The sequence below is a fragment of the Natrinema gari JCM 14663 genome (assembly GCF_000337175.1).
GTDB lineage: Archaea > Halobacteriota > Halobacteria > Halobacteriales > Natrialbaceae > Natrinema > Natrinema gari.
This window is the reverse complement of sequence record NZ_AOIJ01000044.1, coordinates 29,930-50,096: the sequence shown is the minus strand read 5'-3', so window position 1 is coordinate 50,096 and position 20,167 is coordinate 29,930. Positions and strand designations below refer to the sequence as shown.

27 protein-coding genes are annotated in these 20,167 nt (G+C 61.8%); 9 read left to right on the top strand and 18 right to left on the bottom strand.

The genetic code is table 11. The annotated features are described in order from the left end of the window. Positions 1-2: 2 nt before the first annotated feature. From C486_RS07390 to C486_RS07355, 8 genes are read right to left on the bottom strand one after another with little or no spacing between them, the layout of a single operon-like run. Positions 3-995, bottom strand: coding sequence for a hypothetical protein (locus C486_RS07390; RefSeq protein WP_008454722.1), 993 nt, complete (start codon positions 993-995; stop codon positions 3-5). Then, a complete protein-coding gene (locus C486_RS07385; protein ID WP_008454717.1) occupies positions 992-1,468 on the bottom strand; it encodes a hypothetical protein in 477 nt (158 codons plus the stop codon). The genes C486_RS07390 and C486_RS07385 overlap by 4 nt, the downstream gene beginning before the upstream one ends. Next, positions 1,465-1,683 (bottom strand): hypothetical protein, encoded by a 219-nt coding sequence (locus tag C486_RS07380; RefSeq protein WP_008454715.1) that lies wholly within the window; start codon positions 1,681-1,683, stop codon positions 1,465-1,467. The genes C486_RS07385 and C486_RS07380 overlap by 4 nt, the downstream gene beginning before the upstream one ends. Before the next feature lies 1 nt (position 1,684). Continuing rightward, positions 1,685-2,476: a hypothetical protein gene (locus tag C486_RS07375; protein ID WP_008454713.1), complete on the bottom strand. Its 792-nt coding sequence runs from the start codon at positions 2,474-2,476 to the stop codon at positions 1,685-1,687. Between the two features lie 59 nt (positions 2,477-2,535). Then, on the bottom strand, positions 2,536-2,778 hold the full coding sequence (locus C486_RS07370; protein WP_008454711.1) for a hypothetical protein: 243 nt from the start codon (positions 2,776-2,778) through the stop codon (positions 2,536-2,538). A 6-nt stretch (positions 2,779-2,784) separates the two neighbouring features. Continuing rightward, positions 2,785-3,522, bottom strand: coding sequence for a hypothetical protein (locus C486_RS07365; protein ID WP_008454710.1), 738 nt, complete (start codon positions 3,520-3,522; stop codon positions 2,785-2,787). After that, a complete protein-coding gene (locus tag C486_RS07360) occupies positions 3,522-4,013 on the bottom strand; it encodes a hypothetical protein (RefSeq protein WP_008454709.1) in 492 nt (163 codons plus the stop codon). The genes C486_RS07365 and C486_RS07360 overlap by 1 nt, the downstream gene beginning before the upstream one ends. Further along, entirely contained in the window at positions 4,014-4,289 is a 276-nt protein-coding gene (locus tag C486_RS07355; protein ID WP_008454708.1) for a hypothetical protein, read from the bottom strand. It abuts the gene before it with no gap. 327 nt (positions 4,290-4,616) lie between these two features. On the opposite strand from C486_RS07355, the gene C486_RS22265 reads away from it, so the two are divergent. After that, complete coding sequence (locus C486_RS22265; RefSeq protein ID WP_241432476.1) at positions 4,617-5,270, top strand: hypothetical protein; 654 nt, start codon at positions 4,617-4,619, stop codon at positions 5,268-5,270. A 75-nt stretch (positions 5,271-5,345) separates the two neighbouring features. Here the strand turns inward: C486_RS22265 and C486_RS07345 are convergent, their stop codons facing one another. The 6 genes from C486_RS07345 to C486_RS07315 form a co-directional block, all read right to left on the bottom strand. Further along, positions 5,346-5,528 (bottom strand): hypothetical protein, encoded by a 183-nt coding sequence (locus C486_RS07345; protein ID WP_008454693.1) that lies wholly within the window; start codon positions 5,526-5,528, stop codon positions 5,346-5,348. 224 nt (positions 5,529-5,752) lie between these two features. Further along, a complete protein-coding gene (locus C486_RS07340) occupies positions 5,753-6,319 on the bottom strand; it encodes a hypothetical protein (RefSeq protein WP_241432475.1) in 567 nt (188 codons plus the stop codon). Next, on the bottom strand, positions 6,316-6,903 hold the full coding sequence (locus C486_RS07335) for a hypothetical protein (RefSeq protein WP_008454691.1): 588 nt from the start codon (positions 6,901-6,903) through the stop codon (positions 6,316-6,318). The genes C486_RS07340 and C486_RS07335 overlap by 4 nt, the downstream gene beginning before the upstream one ends. Continuing rightward, a complete protein-coding gene (locus tag C486_RS22260; protein ID WP_008454690.1) occupies positions 6,900-8,075 on the bottom strand; it encodes a hypothetical protein in 1,176 nt (391 codons plus the stop codon). The genes C486_RS07335 and C486_RS22260 overlap by 4 nt, the downstream gene beginning before the upstream one ends. A 4-nt stretch (positions 8,076-8,079) precedes the next feature. Then, a complete protein-coding gene (locus tag C486_RS07320; protein ID WP_008454689.1) occupies positions 8,080-8,835 on the bottom strand; it encodes a hypothetical protein in 756 nt (251 codons plus the stop codon). Continuing rightward, a complete protein-coding gene (locus tag C486_RS07315; RefSeq protein WP_008454688.1) occupies positions 8,835-9,221 on the bottom strand; it encodes a hypothetical protein in 387 nt (128 codons plus the stop codon). The genes C486_RS07320 and C486_RS07315 overlap by 1 nt, the downstream gene beginning before the upstream one ends. Positions 9,222-9,812: 591 nt before the next feature. Between C486_RS07315 and C486_RS07310 the strand changes: the two genes are divergently transcribed. Next, positions 9,813-10,784 (top strand): hypothetical protein, encoded by a 972-nt coding sequence (locus C486_RS07310; protein WP_008454686.1) that lies wholly within the window; start codon positions 9,813-9,815, stop codon positions 10,782-10,784. A gap of 1,083 nt (positions 10,785-11,867) precedes the next feature. Here C486_RS07310 and C486_RS20905 read toward each other — a convergent pair. Further along, complete coding sequence (locus C486_RS20905; protein ID WP_152419133.1) at positions 11,868-12,320, bottom strand: hypothetical protein; 453 nt, start codon at positions 12,318-12,320, stop codon at positions 11,868-11,870. Between the two features lie 778 nt (positions 12,321-13,098). Here C486_RS20905 and C486_RS07305 point away from each other — a divergent pair. From C486_RS07305 to C486_RS20900, 3 genes are all read left to right on the top strand, one after another. Beyond that, positions 13,099-13,491 (top strand): hypothetical protein, encoded by a 393-nt coding sequence (locus C486_RS07305; protein WP_008454685.1) that lies wholly within the window; start codon positions 13,099-13,101, stop codon positions 13,489-13,491. 644 nt (positions 13,492-14,135) lie between these two features. Continuing rightward, positions 14,136-14,429: a hypothetical protein gene (locus tag C486_RS07300; protein WP_008454683.1), complete on the top strand. Its 294-nt coding sequence runs from the start codon at positions 14,136-14,138 to the stop codon at positions 14,427-14,429. A gap of 29 nt (positions 14,430-14,458) precedes the next feature. Next, a complete protein-coding gene (locus C486_RS20900) occupies positions 14,459-14,743 on the top strand; it encodes a hypothetical protein (protein WP_241432474.1) in 285 nt (94 codons plus the stop codon). An 11-nt stretch (positions 14,744-14,754) separates the two neighbouring features. Here C486_RS20900 and C486_RS07295 read toward each other — a convergent pair whose 3' ends face one another. Beyond that, the gene (locus tag C486_RS07295; protein ID WP_008454679.1) at positions 14,755-15,096 is read right to left on the bottom strand and encodes a hypothetical protein; all 342 of its coding nucleotides are present in this window, start codon (positions 15,094-15,096) and stop codon (positions 14,755-14,757) included. Positions 15,097-15,291: 195 nt separating this feature from the next. Beyond that, positions 15,292-15,861: a hypothetical protein gene (locus C486_RS07290; protein ID WP_008454678.1), complete on the bottom strand. Its 570-nt coding sequence runs from the start codon at positions 15,859-15,861 to the stop codon at positions 15,292-15,294. 341 nt (positions 15,862-16,202) lie between these two features. Between C486_RS07290 and C486_RS07285 the strand changes: the two genes are divergently transcribed. The 4 genes from C486_RS07285 (at position 16,203) to C486_RS07270 (ending at position 19,367) form a co-directional block, all read left to right on the top strand. Next, complete coding sequence (locus tag C486_RS07285) at positions 16,203-16,400, top strand: hypothetical protein (protein ID WP_008454676.1); 198 nt, start codon at positions 16,203-16,205, stop codon at positions 16,398-16,400. A gap of 176 nt (positions 16,401-16,576) precedes the next feature. Next, on the top strand, positions 16,577-16,891 hold the full coding sequence (locus C486_RS07280) for a HalOD1 output domain-containing protein (RefSeq protein WP_008454675.1): 315 nt from the start codon (positions 16,577-16,579) through the stop codon (positions 16,889-16,891). Between the two features lie 216 nt (positions 16,892-17,107). Next, the gene (locus C486_RS07275; protein ID WP_008454674.1) at positions 17,108-18,220 is read left to right on the top strand and encodes a GNAT family N-acetyltransferase; all 1,113 of its coding nucleotides are present in this window, start codon (positions 17,108-17,110) and stop codon (positions 18,218-18,220) included. Positions 18,221-18,320: 100 nt separating this feature from the next. Beyond that, complete coding sequence (locus C486_RS07270; RefSeq protein ID WP_008454673.1) at positions 18,321-19,367, top strand: WD40/YVTN/BNR-like repeat-containing protein; 1,047 nt, start codon at positions 18,321-18,323, stop codon at positions 19,365-19,367. 14 nt (positions 19,368-19,381) lie between these two features. Here the strand turns inward: C486_RS07270 and C486_RS07265 are convergent, their stop codons facing one another. After that, positions 19,382-20,167 carry a hypothetical protein gene (locus C486_RS07265; protein ID WP_008454671.1) on the bottom strand — a complete coding sequence of 262 codons (786 nt, stop codon included), beginning with the start codon at positions 20,165-20,167 and terminating at the stop codon, positions 19,382-19,384.

Sequence of the window (20,167 nt, the reverse complement as noted above, 5' to 3'; positions counted from 1 at the left end):
ACCTATTCGTGCCTGAGACCGAGACTAACGGGATTCGAGCTACTCGCACCTGACTGCTTGAAGTTCTTGTAATCGGTACCGTCATGGCTGAAGTCGTCGCCGTGGGCACCGCCTTCCTCCGTGTCGTTCGGGATGACTTCTCTGACGTAGGCTACCGGCACGGTCTGGCCGGAGTTCTTGAAGACCGCTGGATAGCGGAAGAAGAACGTATCGTCCTCGCTTGACGGGTTGATGATCCCCCAGTCGGCTTCCTCGATCGCGGACCCGCCATACCCCACGCGATCGCGAGTGCCGCCATTCGAGCCGTGGAACGAGGAGAAGCCGTAGCCGTGGACGTTGTCGTCCATCGACGACGTGACACCGAACGCGAGCGGTGCACCGGGATCATCGAAGAACCGGTCGCTGAGGTAGTCGTAGAACGTCACGGACGCAATGCCGTCGTTGCCGTCGTTGTCGTTCCAGACCCCCGAATTGAAGCCGTCCGCATTGACGGCCAGCAGATAGCTGATCTCAGTCTCGCGGAGCGTCGAGGCGATGAGGCTGTTGCTGCTGCCCCAGATTCCGAATCCGAGACCGTCTTTGTCGGTGTTGAGATCATCGTAGCTCTGAGGACGTTGATTGCCGACGAACTCTCTGAGTCCGTCCCGTGCGTCGCCGCTTTCGATCGTCGTGTATCCGGCAGGGTGGTGCTCGGCCGACTCCCAGTCCGTCGACAGTACGAACCGAACTCCGGACCAATAGTTGCCATCGATGTTATAGCTTCCGTGTAGGTACATGAGCAGGTAGAGACCCGTCTTTGAGTCCTGCAGTACCCGTCCGTTGTTGTGCCAGTCGTTCTCCGACGGACTCGAATCGTCGTAGTTGTCGGATTTGGCCGTGCCGTCGTTCACGACGTAGCTATCGGCGTCCGACCAATTCGAGAACGTCAGCAGTGCCCCAGCGAGATCGTCCAGTAGCGTCGACCAGGTTGCCGTTTTCTCTCCGATAACAGTCATTTGTTGGCTTTCACGAGGACCTGCGTGTCGTTCGTCTCACTACTCCGCTTGCCAATCCAGACGCTCGAGGCTCCAAGCCCGCCCTGTGGGGCCTCGTGATACGGCGCGTTGCCCGGCTCGAGGGGGATCTTTCGGAAGTCGCCGTCCGAGCGGAACGCGACGTAAATCGGCTCGGTGAATCCCCAGATCGTCACCGAGGTGGCTGGGAACCCCCAGTTGAGACGCTCCTCGTCGGTCGCGGTCACGGGAAGCGGCTCTTCGGTCACGAAATACGCCGCTTCCCGATTGTCGTCCGACTCAGGGTTGAGAGCCTCGACTGCGTTCTCTCCCCGATGCTCGAGCAACAGCGCGAGTAACAACCGCTCGGTATCGTCCTCGAGGAGGGCTTCGCCCCAGGATGAGGCGTCGACGCCGTAGTCGGCGAGAACCCGCTCGATCGGGCTGTTGGGACCGACCGTTGACGACTCGATCATGAGTCAGCCCCCTCCTGCTCGCTCCCGCCGTCGGTCGCGACCGTCCGGACATCTCGCCGGAGATCGCGCACGGCAGCCGTGTGTTCCTGGATCGCCTCGAGCCACTTGCTCCGCTCTTCCCGGCGTCCGGCGCGTTCCTCCCGATAGAGTTTGAATATGAGTAGGAACGCGACGGTCGGGAAGCCGAATTGATTGAGCAGCGCGGTGGGTTCCATCTTAGATCAGCCCTCCAGCGAAGTCGGCCGCATCGTCGACGAGGTTGCCCCCGGCGTCGGCCGCATCATCGATCACGTCGCTCCCGGCGTCGGTTGCGTCGTCGACGGCACCGCCAGCATCGTCTGCGGTGTCACCTGCGCCGCCCCAGAGACCGCTGGTCACGTCGCCGACGAGGTCGCCAGCGCCGTCTGCAGTGTCGCCTGCGCCATCCCAGATGTCACCGGTCACGTCTCCGACGAAATCGCCAGCGCCGTCTGCGGTGTCACCTGCCCCGTCCCAGAGGCCGCCGGTCACGTCACCGACGAGGTCACCGACACCGTCTGCAGCATCGGTCGACCCGCCCCAGATATCACCGAGAGCGTCGGTCGAGCCGCTCCAGACATCGCCGACAGCGTCGCCGATCCCGTCGGCTGCGTCAGTCGATCCACCCCAGATATCGCCGATCGCACCACCGATCCCGCCAGCGGCATCGGTTGAGCCACCCCAGAGATCGCCGATCGCACCACCGGTTTCATCGGCCGCGTCGGTCGTGCCGTCGACGATATTGCCGAGCGAGTCACCGATTCCATCCATCGTCTCACCTGGGGCACTCATCATCCCCAGGACCCGGTACATCATGTAGCCGATGACGAGCGCGGCGATGACCATCGCGATGTTGAAGCCCCGGCTGTTCTGGGCCGCGTCGCTCATGCTCTCCGAGACTTCTTTCGCCGCCTCCGCAGCCGGCTCCGCGACATCACCGGCCTGATCGGCTGCCTCACCAGCAGCCAGCGCCGCCGCAGGTCCCGGCATCTAGTTCACCTCCATATCGATACTGTCGGTGGGGCTCATACGCCCCTGTATGTGTCCGATCATGATCGAATCGTGACGAACACCAGCAGCACCGCCTGCAGCGCCAACAGGGCGATCGTGATATCGTCCTGGGTCCACCGCGTCCCGTAGACGAGTCGCGCCGTCGGGCTCTTTGGGGGCTGCTGGGGTTGGGTCTGGTTCTGGTTCGCCGGCCTCGAGGCCGCGGTCGGTTTCGACGACGTTCCCGTCGCGGTGACCGCAAGCTCGCCGGGTCCGGTGCCGTCGGATAAGCCGCCCTGCACGGGGGATCACCCCCGGACTCCGATCATGTCCTGCTTGACGGCCGCGCCCAGGCCCTCGATGCGGGCCTCGGTCTGGAGCCGCGGCAGCGACAGCAGGGCGTTGTTCGCTCGCGGCGTCCCGTTGGCTCGCTCGGGGGCCTCGAACGCGACTGTGTACGGCGCGTCGACGACGACCTGGAGGCGGAACTTCCGGGGGACGTACGGCTGCAGCGGGGTTCGGTCGAAGCCGAACCGAATCTCCTGCTGAGCTTGGTCGCGAGTGTGCAGGATCGCCGTCTGTGCCTCCTTGAGCGTCTGGTTGACCTTGCCACCCGCTCCGGGTGCGGTCTTGCGGATCTCGACCGACGCCGGATCGCGTGGAACATAGAAGACGTCGAGGTCCGTCTCCGTTCCGGCCGACGTGTAGTCGAAGGCGTTGGCGTCGTAGTCGATGCTATCCGGATCAACGACCGCGCCGTCTTCGTAGAGGACGAACGACTCGGTGGTCGGGCACTCGAGCAGGTTGTGATCGAGTTCGAAGGTCTCCTGATCGTCTGCCGACCCGTTGGTCGTGCGATGTTCGTGAGCCGGCAGGACGAGCCGTAGCTCGCTGTCCTCGTCGTCTCGGAGTTGGAGCGGGCGGCCGACCTGCGTCTCGGCGACAACGCTCGCCTCGCCGGGCGTGCCGGCCTGGGTCTCGAACTCGCGGAGGGTGACGCTGCCAGGAACCCAGTTTGCCGACTTGAGCTTGTGTTTGATCGCCATTACTCGAGGTCCACCTCCGCCAGCGCCGATTCCTCGAAGTAGATCTCACTCTGGGCGTGGTCGATCTGCGCCGACGAATCGACCAGAATGTACGCTTCGTCGATGTCCCGCACCTCGAGCTTGCTGCCCTTGAGTTGGTGCTTGACGGCGTCGACCTTGCGGTCGTCCTGCTGGTCGGAGACGGAGTTCTTGATGTAGCTCGCGATCGTCGACTTCGGGTCGGAGACGACCTGAATGCTCTCGTCGGTCGGAGCTTCGTAGCCGAGCGCGACGCGAGTGTCTGCGGGAAGCGGGTTCCCGTTGGCGTCGCGAAGCTTCGCGTAGATCGGCACACCGACCTTGCTCCCCATGTCGACCGCGTTGCGGATGAGAACGCCGACGCCGTCCTTGGGAGTGATCGAGAGCACCGGCGTCAGCTGATCGGTGACGTTCCTCTCCGTCTCGACGTACTTGCTCGAGTCGCCGAGGGCGGCGTACAGGGAGAGGCTCATTTAGGCCAGCACCTCCTGAACCTGGTTCTCGAGGTTGAACCGAGCCGCTGCCTCTCGGACGACGAACGCGCCCGAGCCGAGGGTGAACGCACGGTTGTTGACGACCATCTCGCCGAGGGCCATCCCCCCGATTCCGAATATTTCCGACGGGAGCATCGTGCCAGTTGCTGTGTCGACGAGGTACGGGGCGAGGTAGCCGCCCGCGACCATTCCGACATCCATCCACACGTCGCTGTCAGTCAGGGCCTGCGTGGCCTGATCGAGATTCATCGCCATGCGAGACCGACCAACCGGCCGTATTCGCATAATAGAGCGCGTTAGGACCGCAGTCAGTCGGCGCGCCTGGTAGTGGTCCGCGGGCGTCCGCGGCGGACTGCCGTCACGGTCGCGACCAGTGTCAGCCACGATGAGTTCGCCGGGACCTCTCGTTCGGGTAAGCCTCTCAACGGGAGACACCACGCTGGTAATGTGAAATCGCCTCTATTGTTCCTCGAGCAAACGCCAGTAACGGCTGCGGAAATCTCGATATTATTCCCGATGTATCTCAAATATCTACTTTAGCTTGTATAAGATTTATTTTTCTGCCGAATTTATCTATTATTGATGCATCGAAGAAAATACCTGATTGATCTCGGCGGAGCCCTCACAGCAGGGGCCGCTGGATACCTCGGAAGTGATAGTACGAGTGATGATGATCCAGAAGACGACTCGGACGGTTCCGCTAACTCGTCGGACCCGAATACCCCCCAGAACCCATCCGAAGACGCCCTCCAGAACACGTCTTTCGAGGAAGATCTCACCGAGTGGACAGTAGGAAAAGACCTTCCAACAGTCCCTGGAGAGTCGTCTGACTTAGTCGAGCATTCTGCATCAGTTGCCTCGCAAAGGGCATCAGATGGCGATAAATCACTAGGCCTCTACATTAAGGGCGTCGCTGACGACGGGACGATCTGGGTCGAACAAACGATGGACGGTACCGTCGTAGAGCAGGTCACTGTTGATGTCTACAGTGAAATGAACTCCGCCAACCGAATGTCAGAAGTCGCCTTCTTTGCTGGGGCGAAACCAGACGACGGACTTTCGGAAGCGGATTTCAACCGCGACAATGATATCGAAGATCACAGCGGATGGAAAACGTACTCGTACTCGGTGAGCGAACTCTCGGGAGAAATAACGCTTGCCATCGGTATGAACGTCGTTTGGGAAAATGACATCAAACGATTCTTCGACAACGTCACGGTCGTAGAAGAGGAATAACACGAGTTGTAGTGATGGCACTTACTCGGATAGTGTAGAAGACTGACCGAGCGTTACTTTTTGTCGTTGGCTCTCTCATTCACGGAGAAGCCCAACGGAGCCACTAGTACTGGTCTCACGCTCCTGCTCGAACTCGGCCATCAAGATGCCAACGACATCAGCTCGCGAGAGTTCGTGGCCGCGTCGGTCCTCAAGGTGATCTTGAATCCGTTCGAACTGGTCGGCCTTGCTCCCGCGGAGCGTGACATCGGTTCGCATCTGATTAGTCGTCGAAGGGATGTTTGATTCGGACGTGGTCACTGCCATAGTGGGTACTCTCGAGAGCCCAGTCGCGTGAGGCGATGCGTCTGAGGGTGGTGTCGTCCGAGTAGATCTACTCGGAGCCGATCGTGTTGCCAGCATCGTCGCTGAACCGACGGAGTGTGAGCGGTTCGCCGTCGACGAGCAACTCACCAGGGAGCGTCCGCGGACAAGTTTCGGCGTCAGCCTTGTGGACATCGGCGGGGTACTCGACTCCCGCGGACTTTGTCGAGGTCGTTCCCACTGCCAAAGCCGCCGAGCATCGACGCCTGACACTGCGAGGCGATGTCCTCATCGAGCTTCGCGAAGCGCTGGGTGACCCACGCAACACCCATCCCGTCGCCGTGCCACGTCGTCGCGAGTGTATCGAACTCGTCGGGGTAACCGTCCCGCTGAGGAGCGAGGCGGTGGGCCTCATCCAGCCCCAAGAACGTCCGTTCGTCGAGCTGGGCGAGCGCGGCGATGGCGGTCGCGATCGCCTCGCGCCAGGCGTCGTCAGTCATGCCGTCACGGGCGAGTTGCAGGCTGCCGTTATCCTCGAAGATTCGTCGCCACTCGGCCCGCGAGAGGTCGTCAGTTCCCGGTCGGAGCGGGAGCCGCTGCAGGAGTCCTGACTTGACGAGGCCGGTGTACTCGTCCTTGTAGTCGACGAGGATCGTCCGGTCGTACTCCGGCGCGTTCCGCTCGGTGTACGCTTGGAGACCGTACGACTTGCCCCAGTTCGTTCGGGCACCGAACGCAAGGTTCATCGGTCCTCCGAGTCGACGGCATCAGCTACATCGCGGATCCCCTGTTCGGCCATCTCGAGGCCGCCGGCGAGTGCTTCCTTGAGGACGGCTCGCTGGCGGTCGTCAGGCCACTCGACGACGGCCTCGCGGAACGTCTCGAGGTCATCGATATCGAAGCGAGTCCGGACGTGGGCCGTGGCGAGTTCGTCGACGCCGCCCTCGACGCCCTGCTCGCGGTAGCGGTCAGCCCACGTCTCTTTGGTCGTCTGCCACTCTTCGTCAGAGAGGTCAGCGTACTGGGCGGCTTCCTCGGCGTTATCGATGTCGATCGCTTCTTCGACGTACCACGAGGGGAGCGAATCGTCGATCATCGCGAGGGCCATCGAGCGGATCTGCTCGACGCGGTCGTCGACCGACGGCAGTCCCTCGAGGGGCTCGAGGTCGTCATCGTCGACGGCTTGCTGGAGATCGGCGACTGCCTCCATGATCCGGCGCTCGCGGTGAGCGACGATCGAGAGGAAGGCTTCGGCTTGCTTGCTCTGGAAGAACTTCGTTGCGAGGGCCTTCCGCGGGTCGCCGCCGGTCGCGACCTCGCGGAGGTTCATGCCTCCACCTCTGCGGTGGCTCCGCCGATCGAGTCGATCGCGCCGTCGAGCATTTCCGTGTCCTCGACGAGGACCATCACGGCGAACAGGGAGGTCATCGCCACGAGCCCCTGCCCGGGCCCGAGTTCCGAGCTGCCGCTGAGGTTCTCCCGGTACCACTGGTCCATGTACTCGTCGAGGTCGAGTTCTTTCGCAAGGTCAGCGTACTCGTCGATCACCGCCGAGCGGTCGTCGACGCCTGAGCCCATTCGGTCCTGGCTGATCGCCGCACCGGCACCGAGGGCCCGGCAGTAGACGTGGCCGACCGTCTTTCGGTCACCCGTAGTGGTGGTTTCGTCGGTGTCGTCGGGTTCCTCCGCCGGGTCGTCGACGTCCACCTCGTCGTCGGCGTCCTGGGCGTCGGCTTCCGCGACTTGTTCGGCGATCTCGGGATCGATCTCGGCGTAGGCGTCTTCCTCGAGGGAGTCCTCGGGCTCGGGTTCGGAATCGTCCTCGCGGTCGCCGTCTCGGGCGTCAGTCAACGAGACCACCCCGGCCTCGCGATCGATGCCGTTGCCGCTCGAGTTGTCCTCGTCGGGCGTCGGCTCGGCCGAGTCGGCGTCGATCGTGTTCGACCGGCGACGACGCCACAAGAGGATCAAGAGCGCTACGGCGACGGCCGCCCCGATCAGGATGGCAGTTGTCCGGAGACTCGGCCCACCGATCGAGGGACTGCTCGAGGTGGGAGAGCCGCTGCTCGAGGGCCCTTGAGTGGCCCCTTTTTGCTGGTCGTTTTCCTGCTCGTCTGGGTCCCACGGGTCGGTGCTGTCTGCGGGTTTCACGTGCTCGTCTCCCTGGTCGTCGGTGCTCTCGTCGGTCGTGTCGCTGCTCGAGGGGGCGGGTTGGTCCCCTTCGTTGCTGCTTGCTGCCTGCTCGTCTGGCTGGTCGTCGCTGCTCTCGGTTGCTTCGGGCTGCTGGTCGTCGCTGCTTTCGACCCCGTCGCCGTCTGCGCCTTCGCTGCTGGTCGGGGCCCCTTCCCAGGCCCCTTCGTCCCTTGCTCGCTGGTGGTCGTCGCCACTCATCGCGTTGATGTGGCTCCTGACCGCCTCTCTCGAGGCAAAGGGCGGTTGGTCGTCGTCCCATTCGTCGTCGTGTTTGTCGCACCCCTCGACGGGGCAGTAGTAGCCTGTCATGGTGTTACCAGTCGATGTCGTCTTTCGTCAGTTCGCGCTGGCCCAGCTCTCGGAACGCCGTCGCCGGCTCTCCGAGAAGATCGTTTAGTTCGTTGATCGCGGCTGCAGCCTCCTTCGCCTCTGCCACGGCGATCTGGTAGCGTCGCCAGGCCAGGTTCTTCGCGCCGTAGAGTTCGCCCGGCGGGTCGTCCCCTCGAGCGTCGCCGACGAGGGCCTGGACATCGTCTTCATCGAAGCCGCACGCCTCGACGAGGAACTCGCAAGCCTCGTCCTCGCCGTCCTCGCAGTGGTCGCGAGCGTGACCGCACTGCTCGTCTTGCGCGCCCTCGAGGTCGGCGAGGCGATCGTCGACAGTGGTGTCGGCGTCGAGCCGATCCCCGCGTTCGTCGCGGGCCGCTCGCTCGGCTACCTCCCGGTGTTCGTCGACGCTGAGCGTGTGGTCGTAGTACGCGAGCCAGTCGTCGACGCCCTCCTCGAGCATCAACCCCTTCACGCTCCTGGCGTGGGGGACCGTCGTTCGGGAGAAGTCGATCGACTCGCGTTCGTGGTCGGTCAGCTCGGCCTGACCACCGCGACCGCCGCGTTCCGAGCGTCCCGCCGCGGCCTCGATCGTCGCCGTCTCGAGGACGTGGTCGGGCGCGCTCGAGGAGATCGCGACGGTCTTGAGCCGGCGATCGTCGTCGGTACAGAGGTGGTCGGCGTACTCGTCGCGGAACTGGTCGGCCGCTGCTTTCGATCCGAACTCGATCCGTTCGGTCATCAGTAGGATCGAGTAATATAGCGGGCGAGCCGGCAGTTCTTGAGCGTCCGCGAGTGGCCGTCGTAGCCGCCGATCGGCTCACGCTTGTCGAGTGGTGAGCGCTCGAGGACATCCTNGTGGCCGTCGTAGCCGCCGATCGGCTCACGCTTGTCGAGTGGTGAGCGCTCGAGGACATCCTCGAGGTCGGGGGTGACGTGCCAGGATTTCTGGCCGGCTGGCGTGTCGACCCAGACGACCGGCCAGTCGTCGTGGCGGTACCAGCCCGCAGTGTCCGGTCCCCAGGTGAGTCGCATCGCCCTCGCGAAGGCGATCGCGAGGAGATTCCGGTCGTGGTAGATCTCGTCGGGAAGCTTCTCGTCAGTCGGTGGCGGGTTGTCTGCTCCCATGCTCAGATGGGACGCTCGAGCGAGTGATAGNGGCAACGTGAAAGATCAGCCGGTGCGGGTGACGCGGACCGATACTGGGACGTGGGAGGTATCAGTGATCGATCCGAACGACTACCCGAAGGCTGAAGTCTGACTCTTCACAGACATTCTTGACCTCCTGGCTGAGAGTGGATTCCGAGAAATGGATCCTGATGAAGTTCGAGAGCTGACACTCCATTAGTGATCAAGCGAGACCCAGACTGTTCAAACTCATACGTCACCAATAGAATACGCACTACACCAATGCCCGATGGGACAGCGCTCGTCCAGAACGTGACCGTCGACTACGCGCTGGATACGTAGCACTGTCGGACGAAGGGACCGCGGCTCTCACGAACGCGCTTTTGCCGGAGTATGCAGACAGCGTGTCGCGGTCAGCAGCCGTGCGACCGATAGTCGAGCCTGAACGCCCGGTGCCCGCTTTCTCACACGTCTGTCTTGCTCAGAAAACATGAACCGTCTGTTAGTTTACAGACTAAAGTATTCCTAAAGCAGAATTTATCACTTGAAACTCATTCACTAAATATATACAGTCAGGGATACCATAATGTAATGCGCGACAACATCTCGAGTGGTCGCCGGCGGTTCCTCAAGCGTGCCGGCACGGCCCTCACAGTCGGAGCAGGGATAGGTATTGCCAGCCAGTCCGCGGCCGCTGCGGCCACGGATAAGGAGTACCAGATCGAGATCGTTCCGCTGGACGAGTCGACGTCATTCGACATCGGGTTCAAGTCCGATGTCGACCCATCGGTCGCACAGGAGCCGAGCGACGGCTCTTGTAACACCTATGGGTCGACCGTCTCCGGGTCGATCAACAGCGGGAACGGCAAGGCAGTGATCGGCGTCGATACGTACGACCTCGAGAGCGTCGGGATCGACGACGGCCCGGCGGCGTTCGGCGCACAGTTCATCCCGGAGAATTTTGATCCGGTGGCCGCCCCAATGCCGGACGTGCCGAAGTTCTGCCAGATCGAAGTCACCGGTAACGGTGGCTACGTCGTCGGGGTGCCCTACGAGAAGGATGTCGAGACGTCCAGGGCCGACGAGCACGGAGACATATGGGGTGTCAACGACACGCCCGAATTCGATATGTCTCAGTTCGTCGGTACCGGGTCGGGCACCCGCGAAACGGCGAAGTTCGTCATCGCTGGGCCGACGGGTCCGACCGGGCCTGGTTCCGGGTGGAGTTCGGCGTCGTTCCACTTCACCAGTGAAGACCACATCGTCGCGATGGATTACAACGGAAAGGACAGCGATGTGGAGAAGCGCTTTGGACCGTCGAGCGAAACTGATCAACTGTCGAACCGGAGAGACACCCACGCCGGCGTCTGTTCCTTCGGGTACGTCGACGGCGGCGTCGACAAGTACCAGACCGCAGGCTTCGAGAAAACCCACGAAGGAGTGCTCAACGATCTCGAACTCGAGAAACCCTCGGCCCAGCTGCCAGCCTGGATGCGCCTCGAAGACGGCGTCGAAGTCAACGTCTCGACTACGGACACCGCTCGGGATTGTCCGCACGTCTGAGCCAGCGCGTGGGCAACACGCCCGAAGTCGGTTATTCAGCGGTACAGCACGATCCAAATGGTGTAATGGCGGAGTGCTGTCGGCAAGCCCACGCAATTTGCTAGCGCTGTCGAGTCGTCACCGTGGGCCCGAGAATCACTGATAGAGGACGGTTCAACCAGGTGTCCGCGAAGCCGGTGCTCGAGGGCGTTTGAGCAGATATTCAAGCTGATTTTCGTGCTGATAGTGCGATTCCTCACGTTCTGTAGGGATAAATACGCAGATCGAGGATACCGTGGTCTGCTAAGTACAGAGTACGAACTTACCATTCTGATAGTAGTCTCATTCCAAGGAGGACAAGAAGGCGACTGAGTGTATAGACCGTAGCATATGCGAAAGCGGCTAGTGGTTGAGAGAAAAGTAATAGGAAATACGTTCCAAACGTGGCGGTAAAACCGATTGTTCGGAACGGGACTGCTTGACTTGCAGCTTGGAATTGATCCCACTGGAAAGTGAGAAAGGCTACACCTCCACCCAATGAAATCCCGATGATGACACCGAGATACACTATATATGTCGGTGTCTGAAGGCCTGTAAGGGAATCTTCTAGTACTATTTCAACATCACTGAAGAAGTGAGTCCCGAGAGCGAAAACAAGAAGGACTATTCCGAGTTGTAGAAGATTGATAGCTAATATCCGAGAGTCAGCAGGGTTGAATGTGATGGGGTCTGTATTGAACAACTGATCGCACATTCGATAGCATGCCGCTCCTGCGAACACAGCTAGCGTACCAAACGCAGCACTAGTTGGCTGGTCAATACCGATACTNCACCAAGTCCGAGTAACGCAACCGAGAGACGGCGACCGAGGCGTTTACGTTCCATAAGTTGATGTGCGAGAAGAATAAATATAAAAACTCGCATACGATGTACCTCTCAGATAACTGCTTGCCCTATAGTGAACGTCACCTTCGAGTAATCACGGACCGAAAGATGGCGTCCGAGAATTCGATGAGAGTCGGACGGGAGATCGTAGAGTAACGTTCAATGCAGAGTGCGTATACAGTCGATTTTTATCTCAGAATCAGAGAAATGGACCGGTTGTCACTTCTTCGGAAGAAGTTTCGTATAGTGCAGCGACAGCGATCCACGCGGTTCAAACTCTGTGTGACTACTCAAACCCACGTCTTTTTCCCCCGTACCAATTTCTCCGGAGAGTGTTTTCGTGATCGACATACCAAACTGCGGGTCTGAAATCACGGCTTTGTCTTGAAGTTTGTTGTCCTCATTAAATTTAAGCTCCATTCTGCGGGGTGTAAGCGTCTCTGAGCGTCCTGTAAGCGTCGTCGATACTTGAAGTTGGATACTCCCTTCAGTGTATTTTTTGACGGTCACGTTGAACGCCTGATCGACAGACTCGGGGATTGATGTCCGGACTTCTGTTGGTGGTTGCTGTGTTCGAGCCGATTCCGGGGAAGTCGTCGTTCCGAATGCCGTACATCCAGCAACGCCTCCGAGAAGGGCTGGTACACACCCGAGAACTGCTCTTCGTTGCACAAGCGCCCTGAAGAGCGCCATGACAAAAATCCATAGGATGGCTGCAAGAGGAACTGTACCTTCAGAAGGAATTGTTGTAGCCCCGCTGATCGCGAATACGGGAAACTATACTGATACGCCCACATCTCTATTCAGAGTAACCATCTTAGCAAGTCATTGAGGTTATAAGGGTTGCCCGGTAATTGTGTATCCTGTATTGAATACCTGTTTTGAGCAATCACAGGGTGAAAATAGCGTCCGAGAACTCACACTTCCCGGACAATTCGCCTCGAGTCCGAGGCCGATTCCTGTACTGATACCCCCATTTTCGTGGGCTGGTGGGCGACATCTGAGGATCGAGGACAGCGATGAGACGCAATCCTTAGCCCAAATGCGAGGGGAAGCGCGTGTGGGTGAGTGAAGCCGAACTGTAGGCCGTGATCGGCGAGGCCGAGGATAACTCGACGAGTCCACTATGCTGCGCCGCGAGCACAGTCACGAGCGGCACAAACCGTCGTCGAAGGCGGGCGTTGAAGCTCGCTGAGTCACAGCGCGTAACGCGAGTGGCACGAGCGAGCGGGAGCGTCTCAGTTCGGGGATGGTCACTCCCAGACGTCCATCGGAGCGGCCGATTCTCGTGGCGAGGACGCAAGTCGTGGGTCGGGAGCAGGGAGCGGATTCGCGGCGCGACGGGGATCGCTGCGACACACGTGATTAATAGTTACTTGGTTGGCGGAGAAACGAGGCGTATGGAATCGAAGACGCGAGATCGAATCGGCCGGCCGCTGGTGGACGATAGATGAACGAACGTCTCAACCGTCGGATCAGTGCCGTTGTTGGTGTCTTTCTGGTCCTCGCCGCCGGTGCGATCGTCGTCCTCGGAGGCGGACTCGTCGAGACGGCGGTGTTGCTCGTGCAGGTGACGCTGATGGGAGTGGCCGGTGTCTGCGACATCGTCGCGGCAACCGACACCCGACTGACTGCCCGGTGGGCGTGGTACCGGTGGAACGGACTCGGAAACATCTTGCTCGGGCTCTCGCTCCCGCTGGGGTTCGTCGGAAGCGGGACTGGGCTTCTGTTCGTCGTGGTCGTCTCCATTGGCGGGCTTTCGCTGGGGCTGATGGGCATCGATATGCTCGTCTATCACGGGACGTATACCCGCGATGAGCGACTCGGTCGCAACGGCACGTGATCGAGTGGCGCGGTCCGACCGGTGGGTCAACTCGGTCACTGGATGGCAGGCCAGCAAAACAGCTGCCGGTTTGCTAATTCAGCGACATCTATATTTGCGTCTCCTATAATCGTTGGAATATGCCGATTGCGCGGGTCGGTCGGCGGCAGATCGAACGTCGAGAAATCGCGATCGGAATCACGTGTAGTCTCTCCATCATCAGCGCACCGATCGTCGCCCTCTTCTGAATCATCGTCTTCGATAGTACGGGGTTCGATCAGTTGGTTTTCGAAAGCGCGTTTACGACGATCGGTCCGGCTCTGACGGTTGCTCTCTTTTCTGGGCTCGTTGGCATGTTTCTCTATGATGTGAACCGGTCAGTGTGGATCGGAGGGGTAGTCTTCCTCGCGTCTACTGCCTTCTTGAGAGGTGCCCGGGCGACGATGGAAACGTGCGCCGCCTGTTAGTGTGGGCCCGGCATCCGAACGATGGTACTGCGAGTGCTGACGAGCCTAACTGAACCGTACTCTCGAGCGAGCACGGATTCACGGAGCGCCCGGGAGACGGAGTCGGATACCAGGAGTCTGTGAAGCCAGTCCGCCCGGTAGTCGCGACGGGCTGAACACAGCACAAAATTCAAGCGGATCGTCTCGAGTCGGACTGCTATGTACGATGCAGACGATCCGGGGACGATAATCAATGAGTTTCTCATTACGCTGTTCGTGCCGGGAATTACGCTGTTCGCGTCGTTGTGGCTCGTGTTTCGGCTGTTTTTGAACGAGTTTTTGAGTTCCATTGGGCTCGTCCCGCTTGAACCGGCGTACGGGGCGGGGGCGATCGAATCGGGATACGGCCGGCTGCTCCTGTTGATACTGCTCACGACGGTGATTCTGGTGCCGTACGTTGCGTTTTATTATCGGGTGCTTCGCAAGCCGTTGCGAGAACGCGGACTCGTGTAGGGGAGGCGGACGGTCTGCGCGGTCCGTTCGTGAGTGCGACAGCGCGATATCCGAACGCCTCAATCGTCGGAGCGGTGCCCGTATTGTTGTTTTTTGCAGTCCCACCGCCTGGGATCGCCGTTCTCGGGGGTCGTCTCGAAAACGTGTTGTTCGGGCTCTCGCTCCCGCTGGGGTTCGTCGGAAGCGGGACTGGGCTTCTGTTCGTCGTGATCGTCGCCATTGGCGGGTTTTCGCTGGGGCTGATGGGTGTCGATATGTTCGTCTATCACGGGACGTATACTCGCGATGCGCGACTCGAGCGCGACGGCACGTGATCGAGTTTTGTTTAGGGGAGAACAGCAATCACGACGCCACCCACAAGAAGCGCAACACCAGCACGTTGTGGCGTTATCCTGCCGTCCGCGTTGACTCCGAGGATGTTGACTGGCTTTACTAGCAAGAGGATGCCGACGAGAGAGACTGTTGCTGGTATGCTGTCGTCTATGGTGAGGGATGGAATGTCCAGCGCAAGGAAGAGAATGCCGAAGAACATGGCGGCTATCGCAAATGCCCGTGCACCAGGGGTAACGTCGTCGGTATCGAAGGCGACGAAAATGGCGGCAGGCCACCACCACATCAGTATGCCAAGTCCAAGCCAGAACCCCCCTAACAGCAATCCGACCGCCATACCGGGACCATTCACTTGTCCCAGGTAAAATTTCTGGCTTTGGTAATAGTCTGAAAAGTCGATGAGAGTCGAACATCGTGTGTTCGTGAAGCCGATCTTCCCGGTAGTCGTGATCTAAACACAGCAAAAAACTCAAGCAGAGTGTCTCGAGTCGGAACCTCGAGCGGTATCGGTGTGATCGTGACGGCGGTCTCGTCAATCGCGACCCGTGACGGGTTGACAATTCTGGTTCGAATGCCGATATGCAATAGAAACGGTAATACAAATCAAATATGAGAGCGCATACGGGAGGCAAGTGGTGAGGGAAATGACAACGAGGCCGGCAAAGATTCCAAAGGGGAGTACGTGAGCGATCTGTTCAATGGCTCGTGAATAGTACCCGAATCGAAGCAGTGGGACGTGAATGCCACCAAGCACACCGCCAAGCAAGGCACTGCTCGTTGCGAGCAGCGCCGAAGAGGGAAAGACGACGAGCGCGGACGGTTTGACAGTCGTAATCGACGTTACGAGGTACGAGATGAAGAGAAACAACGCACCCATAGTACCGAGTTGGATGAGTATGGTACTGAGGGGGAGTTCTCCTCGGTTGAACTCGAGCGTAGTCGGGGGGTGCTCGAGGCGGTAGAAGACGCCGCCAGCGACTGTAGCGAGTGCGCCAAGCGAAACTCCAACGGGGGTCTCGAGGAGGAGTCCCAGGACTGCCAGAGCGAGCCCGGTCAGACTCAGTGCGGCTGTAAGGGATCGAAATAACTGCTCGCGGTCCATGGGTTACAGTTGCCGACGGATGATAAAACCGCAGTGATAGCTGTACGACTGGATGACGAAGCCGACCCCATCCCTTCCGCCGACGAACAATAGATATAAGTAACTAACAGTTGGAAATCAGAACGGAAGCTACGCTCCGCAAAGCGCAGGGGGTATATATTAAAGCCCCGGGTGGTAGGACACCCGAGACGTAGCTTCCAAATCCCGCCCAGGGATTTGCAAGCAATGATTGCGTACATTCTACCGGGATATAAACGTCCCGCACGACAACGGAATCGCTCACTAGAACCGCCTGCAGTGGTCGGCATCGAGACGGCCGTCGGCCTTGAGCGGGGGGTGCGATGACGAACGATGCTGCGAGCGGCAGTGGTGGACCGACAGGCGAGCGAGCGGCGGACGACGAGGGTGTGTTGCCGCCCTGTCCGCGGTGTGGCGAGCCGATGGTGGCGACGAGGGTCGACGGGCCGATGGAGGCCTACGCGACGCCCTGTGGCTGCCGCGTGTGGCCCGACGCGCTCTCGGGGATGGACGATGAGTGACGACCGCTGTCGTGGGGCTCGGCGGCGCGGCTGGATCGGCTCGCTGGCTCGAGACGGCCCGACGGGCTCGGATTCGAGCGGTCCGGTGGCGATCCGTTCGCACGGCCGGAGAGTCACCCACAAAACACATTGGGGGAACGTTGATTGTCGTTGCTGTGTATCGTTCACACTATAGTATGACTGACTTCCAGAATCACGATGCCGACGGAGCCGATGGCGACACCCCGTTCGTGACGGAGCGGAAGTCCAGCGAGACGACCGTCGAGGCGATCCTCCGGAGTGTCGCGACGATCACCGGCGTCGACGAAACCGAACTCGACCCGCTCTACGACGCCGTGGCGGTCGAGGCGCTGACGGCGCTCGTCGATCACGGCGACCGCTCGGTTCGCGTGACGTTCGGCTACGAGGGTCACACCGTCGTCGTCGACGGGGACGGCTCCATACGGATCGTCGACGACCCGCCGCGGAACCCGCCGGCGGGCTCCGACTGAGCGCCGTCCGCGTCCCCACGACGCGCGGCCGTCGGCGACCGTCGCCGCTCCTCGAGTCCGGCGACGGGAGCACAGCCCCGCAGCCGCGAGCGCGCGAGTAGCCGGCTGCTACCGCTCGCCGCTCCCGACACCCGATCGGTTGCGGGTCGTTACCGTCGTCGGGGCGGACGGGAATGGACGCAGTACCAAATAGGCCGCCCCTGGTTCCGGTTGCTGATGGCACAGAAGACCGGCGGCAACCCTCGCTCGCGACTCCATCGCATCGGGTCGCTGTTCGCGAATCACGGCCGCACCGCGCGAGACGAGGGATCGAATCTCGAGGTGACCGTCGTCGACTCGATCCGCGACATCGGGCGCGCGCAGTGGAACGGGATCGTCGAGCGCTCGAGTCGCGGCAGCGTGTTCCACCGCTACGAGTGGCTCGCGGCGATCGAGACGGGACTCGACTATACGCCCCGCCATCTCGAGGTCACCGAGGACGGCAACACGATCGGCTGGATGCCGAACTTCGTGGTCGAAATCGAGAAGACGCCGTTTACCCGCCTGTCGTCGCTGTACCCGGGCTTTGGCGGGCCGTTGCTCCCGACGGACACGGCCGACTCCCTCGAGCGCGTGATCGACACCGTGCCGAGCCTCTGTCGCGGCCGGACGATCGTCCACCAGCTCCGGGGGCTGGATTCGAGCTATCTCCGGTACAACGATGCGCTCCAGTCGCAGGGCTATCGTCCCTATCGGCGGGAGTGTCGGTTCCTGCTCGATCTCACGAAGGGACACGACGCCCTCCTCGCGGACATGAGCCGGTCCCGGCGGCGGGGGATCGAACACGGCCGGTCCGTCGACCATGAGGTCGTCGAGGAGGAGATCACGGCCGAGACGCTCCGGCGGTTCTACCGGACCTACGAACGCGTCATGGAGCGCGTCGACGGTGACGTGTACCCGTTCTCGTTTTTCGACGCGTTGCGGGCGATAGACGACCGCCTCCTCTTGCTGACGCTCCGGATCGACGGCGAGTACGCGGGCGGCATGCTCGAGGTGCTCGACGATGAACACGACGCGATTCACGGCTTCTTCGCCGCCGTTCCGCGGGAGCATTTCGACGAGCACGCCTCGGAACTGCTCTACGACCACGTCTTCCGGTGGGGGATCGACCACGGCTACGAGGCCTACGACTTCGGGAGCACGACCACGGACTTCGGGGACGGCGTCTTCAGGTTCAAGGAGGGGTTCGGCGGGCGGGCCGTCCCGGTTTTCGTCTGGGAGCGCGGCTGTAGCCCCCTCTGGCCGCTGGTGAAGGCCGGACGGGCGCTGTACTGGCCGTATTACACGTGAGTCGGCACGCCGGACGCCCCGGCCGTCGCGCCGTCTCGACGGGGACCCGACTCGAGACCTCGGGGTGAGTTGTATCCGGGTGGCCCTCGTTGGGTCCCGTATGGCGACGGTAGCCGTCACGTTCCGAGACCGACTGCTCGTCTGTACAGGCGATGCGACCGACCCCGACGACTGGACGGCGGAGACGCGACTCGAGGGCCACGATCTCGAGTGCGTCGCGGCGGTCCACAACGGGTCGCCCCGCTACTACGTCGGGACCGTCGCGGACGGCCTGTTTCGAAGCGCCGACGGCGGCGAGACGTTCGACCGCCTCGAGACCCGGTTTGCGGCCGGCACGCGGACGCCGGCGGCCGACACCGAGTCCGATCGCGTGACGGCGGTGACGAGCAGTCCGCACGATCCGCAGGTCGTCTACGCCGGGACCGAACCCAGCCGACTCTACCGGTCGCGCGACGGCGGCGACTCGTGGACCCGTTTGGAGGGGCTGATCGACCTCCCCTCGGCGAGCGAGTGGTCGTTCCCGCCGCGGCCCGACACCCACCACGTCCGCTGGCTCGAGGTTGACCCGTTCGATCCCGACCGGCTGTACGTCGGCATCGAAGCGGGCGCGTTCGTGTACACGCCCGACGGCGGCGGGACCTGGCATGAGCGGCCGTCGGGAGCACGCCGTGACAATCACAGTCTGGCCGCTCATCCCGACCGCGAGGGGCGACTCTACGCCGCGGCCGGCGACGGCTACGCCGAAAGCGACGACGGCGGCGAGACGTGGCGACGGCCACAGGACGGGCTCGAGCACACCTACTGCTGGAGCGTCGTCCCCGCTCCCGACGATCCCGACCGCGTGCTCGTCTCGAGTGCACACGGCGCGTCGACGGCCCACACGGCGAGTCGCGCGGCATCGTACGTCTACCGGCGCGAGGGCGAACGGGCCTGGGAGCGACTCGAGGGCCGCGGTCTGCCGACCGGCGAGGGCGTCGTCCGAGCGGTGTTTGCGACGACGGGCCGACCGGAGACCGTCTACGCCGTAACCAACCGCGGCCTCTTCGTCACGCGCGATTTCGGCGACTCGTGGGCCGCGATCGACATCGACTGGGCGGCCGCCCTCGAGTCGCAACCGCCGCGGGGAGTGGTCGCACTGCAGGCGTAATCGACCCGGAGCAGTTACCGAAACGGGGGGTGACTCCGGCCGCGCTCGAGAACGACGACAATGGCGACGGCGTGAACGGGCGCGACGAGGGTGCTGCTCAGGACCGTTCCGAGGGGGAGGCTCGCGAGGAGCCAGGCCACGAGTCCGATCGCGACGACCAGTCCGAAGAGCCGCCAGCCACGGCCCGCCGTCCGTCGGAGACTGCCCCGGAGCGCTGCCTGTATGGAGCGTCCATCGACGAGCAGCCCCGGTGCGACGAAGAGGCGAACGAACAGGTAGCAATAGATCGCCAGCGGGAGGATGCCCCACAGCCCCATCGATTGCAACAACTCGACCGAACCGAGCAGCCGGTGGAACAGGTCCGTTGCCACGACGAACCCGAACAGCGAGCACACGGCCCCGAGCCGAACGTTTCGTCCCATCGCGTGGGCCATCGTCACGGTGCCAGCGGCGCTGACCGCCAAGGTTACGAGCCCGTACAAGCCCAGCCCCCAGACGAGATATCCCGGCTCGAGTCCGATCAACGATTCGAGCGGACGCATCGTTTGGCCGATCCCCGTCGGGTAGCCGACGAACTCGAGCCGGATATCGAGGCCGTTCGTTCCAACCCCCGCGCGTTCGGGTGCCGGGAGCGGATCGTGTCGGCGGAGCCAGTCGGCAAGCGAGAGCACGATGCCGACCAGGAGAAAGGGGCCGAACAGCGCTGGATCGCGACGAAGCCGCGCGAGCGCCGCCCAGATAGGGTGAGGAACCGCTCGCTCGGCGTCGGACACCGCCGCGGGATCGTGTTCGCCGGACAT

Coding starts and splice junctions, on each gene's coding strand:
- C486_RS07345 (WP_008454693.1), bottom strand. CDS start 5,528: ATGCGAACCGATGTCACGCTCCGCGGGAGCAAGGCCGACCAGTTCGAA.
- C486_RS22260 (WP_008454690.1), bottom strand. CDS start 8,075: ATGACAGGCTACTACTGCCCCGTCGAGGGGTGCGACAAACACGACGAC.
- C486_RS07335 (WP_008454691.1), bottom strand. CDS start 6,903: ATGAACCTCCGCGAGGTCGCGACCGGCGGCGACCCGCGGAAGGCCCTC.
- C486_RS07280 (WP_008454675.1), top strand. CDS start 16,577: ATGACTGACTTCCAGAATCACGATGCCGACGGAGCCGATGGCGACACC.
- C486_RS07300 (WP_008454683.1), top strand. CDS start 14,136: ATGTACGATGCAGACGATCCGGGGACGATAATCAATGAGTTTCTCATT.
- C486_RS07365 (WP_008454710.1), bottom strand. CDS start 3,522: ATGGCGATCAAACACAAGCTCAAGTCGGCAAACTGGGTTCCTGGCAGC.
- C486_RS07270 (WP_008454673.1), top strand. CDS start 18,321: ATGGCGACGGTAGCCGTCACGTTCCGAGACCGACTGCTCGTCTGTACA.
- C486_RS07265 (WP_008454671.1), bottom strand. CDS start 20,167: ATGTCCGGCGAACACGATCCCGCGGCGGTGTCCGACGCCGAGCGAGCG.
- C486_RS07290 (WP_008454678.1), bottom strand. CDS start 15,861: ATGGACCGCGAGCAGTTATTTCGATCCCTTACAGCCGCACTGAGTCTG.
- C486_RS22265 (WP_241432476.1), top strand. CDS start 4,617: ATGCATCGAAGAAAATACCTGATTGATCTCGGCGGAGCCCTCACAGCA.
- C486_RS07390 (WP_008454722.1), bottom strand. CDS start 995: ATGACTGTTATCGGAGAGAAAACGGCAACCTGGTCGACGCTACTGGAC.
- C486_RS07320 (WP_008454689.1), bottom strand. CDS start 8,835: ATGACCGAACGGATCGAGTTCGGATCGAAAGCAGCGGCCGACCAGTTC.
- C486_RS07375 (WP_008454713.1), bottom strand. CDS start 2,476: ATGCCGGGACCTGCGGCGGCGCTGGCTGCTGGTGAGGCAGCCGATCAG.
- C486_RS07385 (WP_008454717.1), bottom strand. CDS start 1,468: ATGATCGAGTCGTCAACGGTCGGTCCCAACAGCCCGATCGAGCGGGTT.
- C486_RS07310 (WP_008454686.1), top strand. CDS start 9,813: ATGCGCGACAACATCTCGAGTGGTCGCCGGCGGTTCCTCAAGCGTGCC.
- C486_RS07285 (WP_008454676.1), top strand. CDS start 16,203: ATGACGAACGATGCTGCGAGCGGCAGTGGTGGACCGACAGGCGAGCGA.
- C486_RS07360 (WP_008454709.1), bottom strand. CDS start 4,013: ATGAGCCTCTCCCTGTACGCCGCCCTCGGCGACTCGAGCAAGTACGTC.
- C486_RS07380 (WP_008454715.1), bottom strand. CDS start 1,683: ATGGAACCCACCGCGCTGCTCAATCAATTCGGCTTCCCGACCGTCGCG.
- C486_RS07295 (WP_008454679.1), bottom strand. CDS start 15,096: ATGGCGGTCGGATTGCTGTTAGGGGGGTTCTGGCTTGGACTTGGCATA.
- C486_RS07305 (WP_008454685.1), top strand. CDS start 13,099: ATGAACGAACGTCTCAACCGTCGGATCAGTGCCGTTGTTGGTGTCTTT.
- C486_RS07340 (WP_241432475.1), bottom strand. CDS start 6,319: ATGAACCTTGCGTTCGGTGCCCGAACGAACTGGGGCAAGTCGTACGGT.
- C486_RS07275 (WP_008454674.1), top strand. CDS start 17,108: ATGGCACAGAAGACCGGCGGCAACCCTCGCTCGCGACTCCATCGCATC.
- C486_RS07355 (WP_008454708.1), bottom strand. CDS start 4,289: ATGGCGATGAATCTCGATCAGGCCACGCAGGCCCTGACTGACAGCGAC.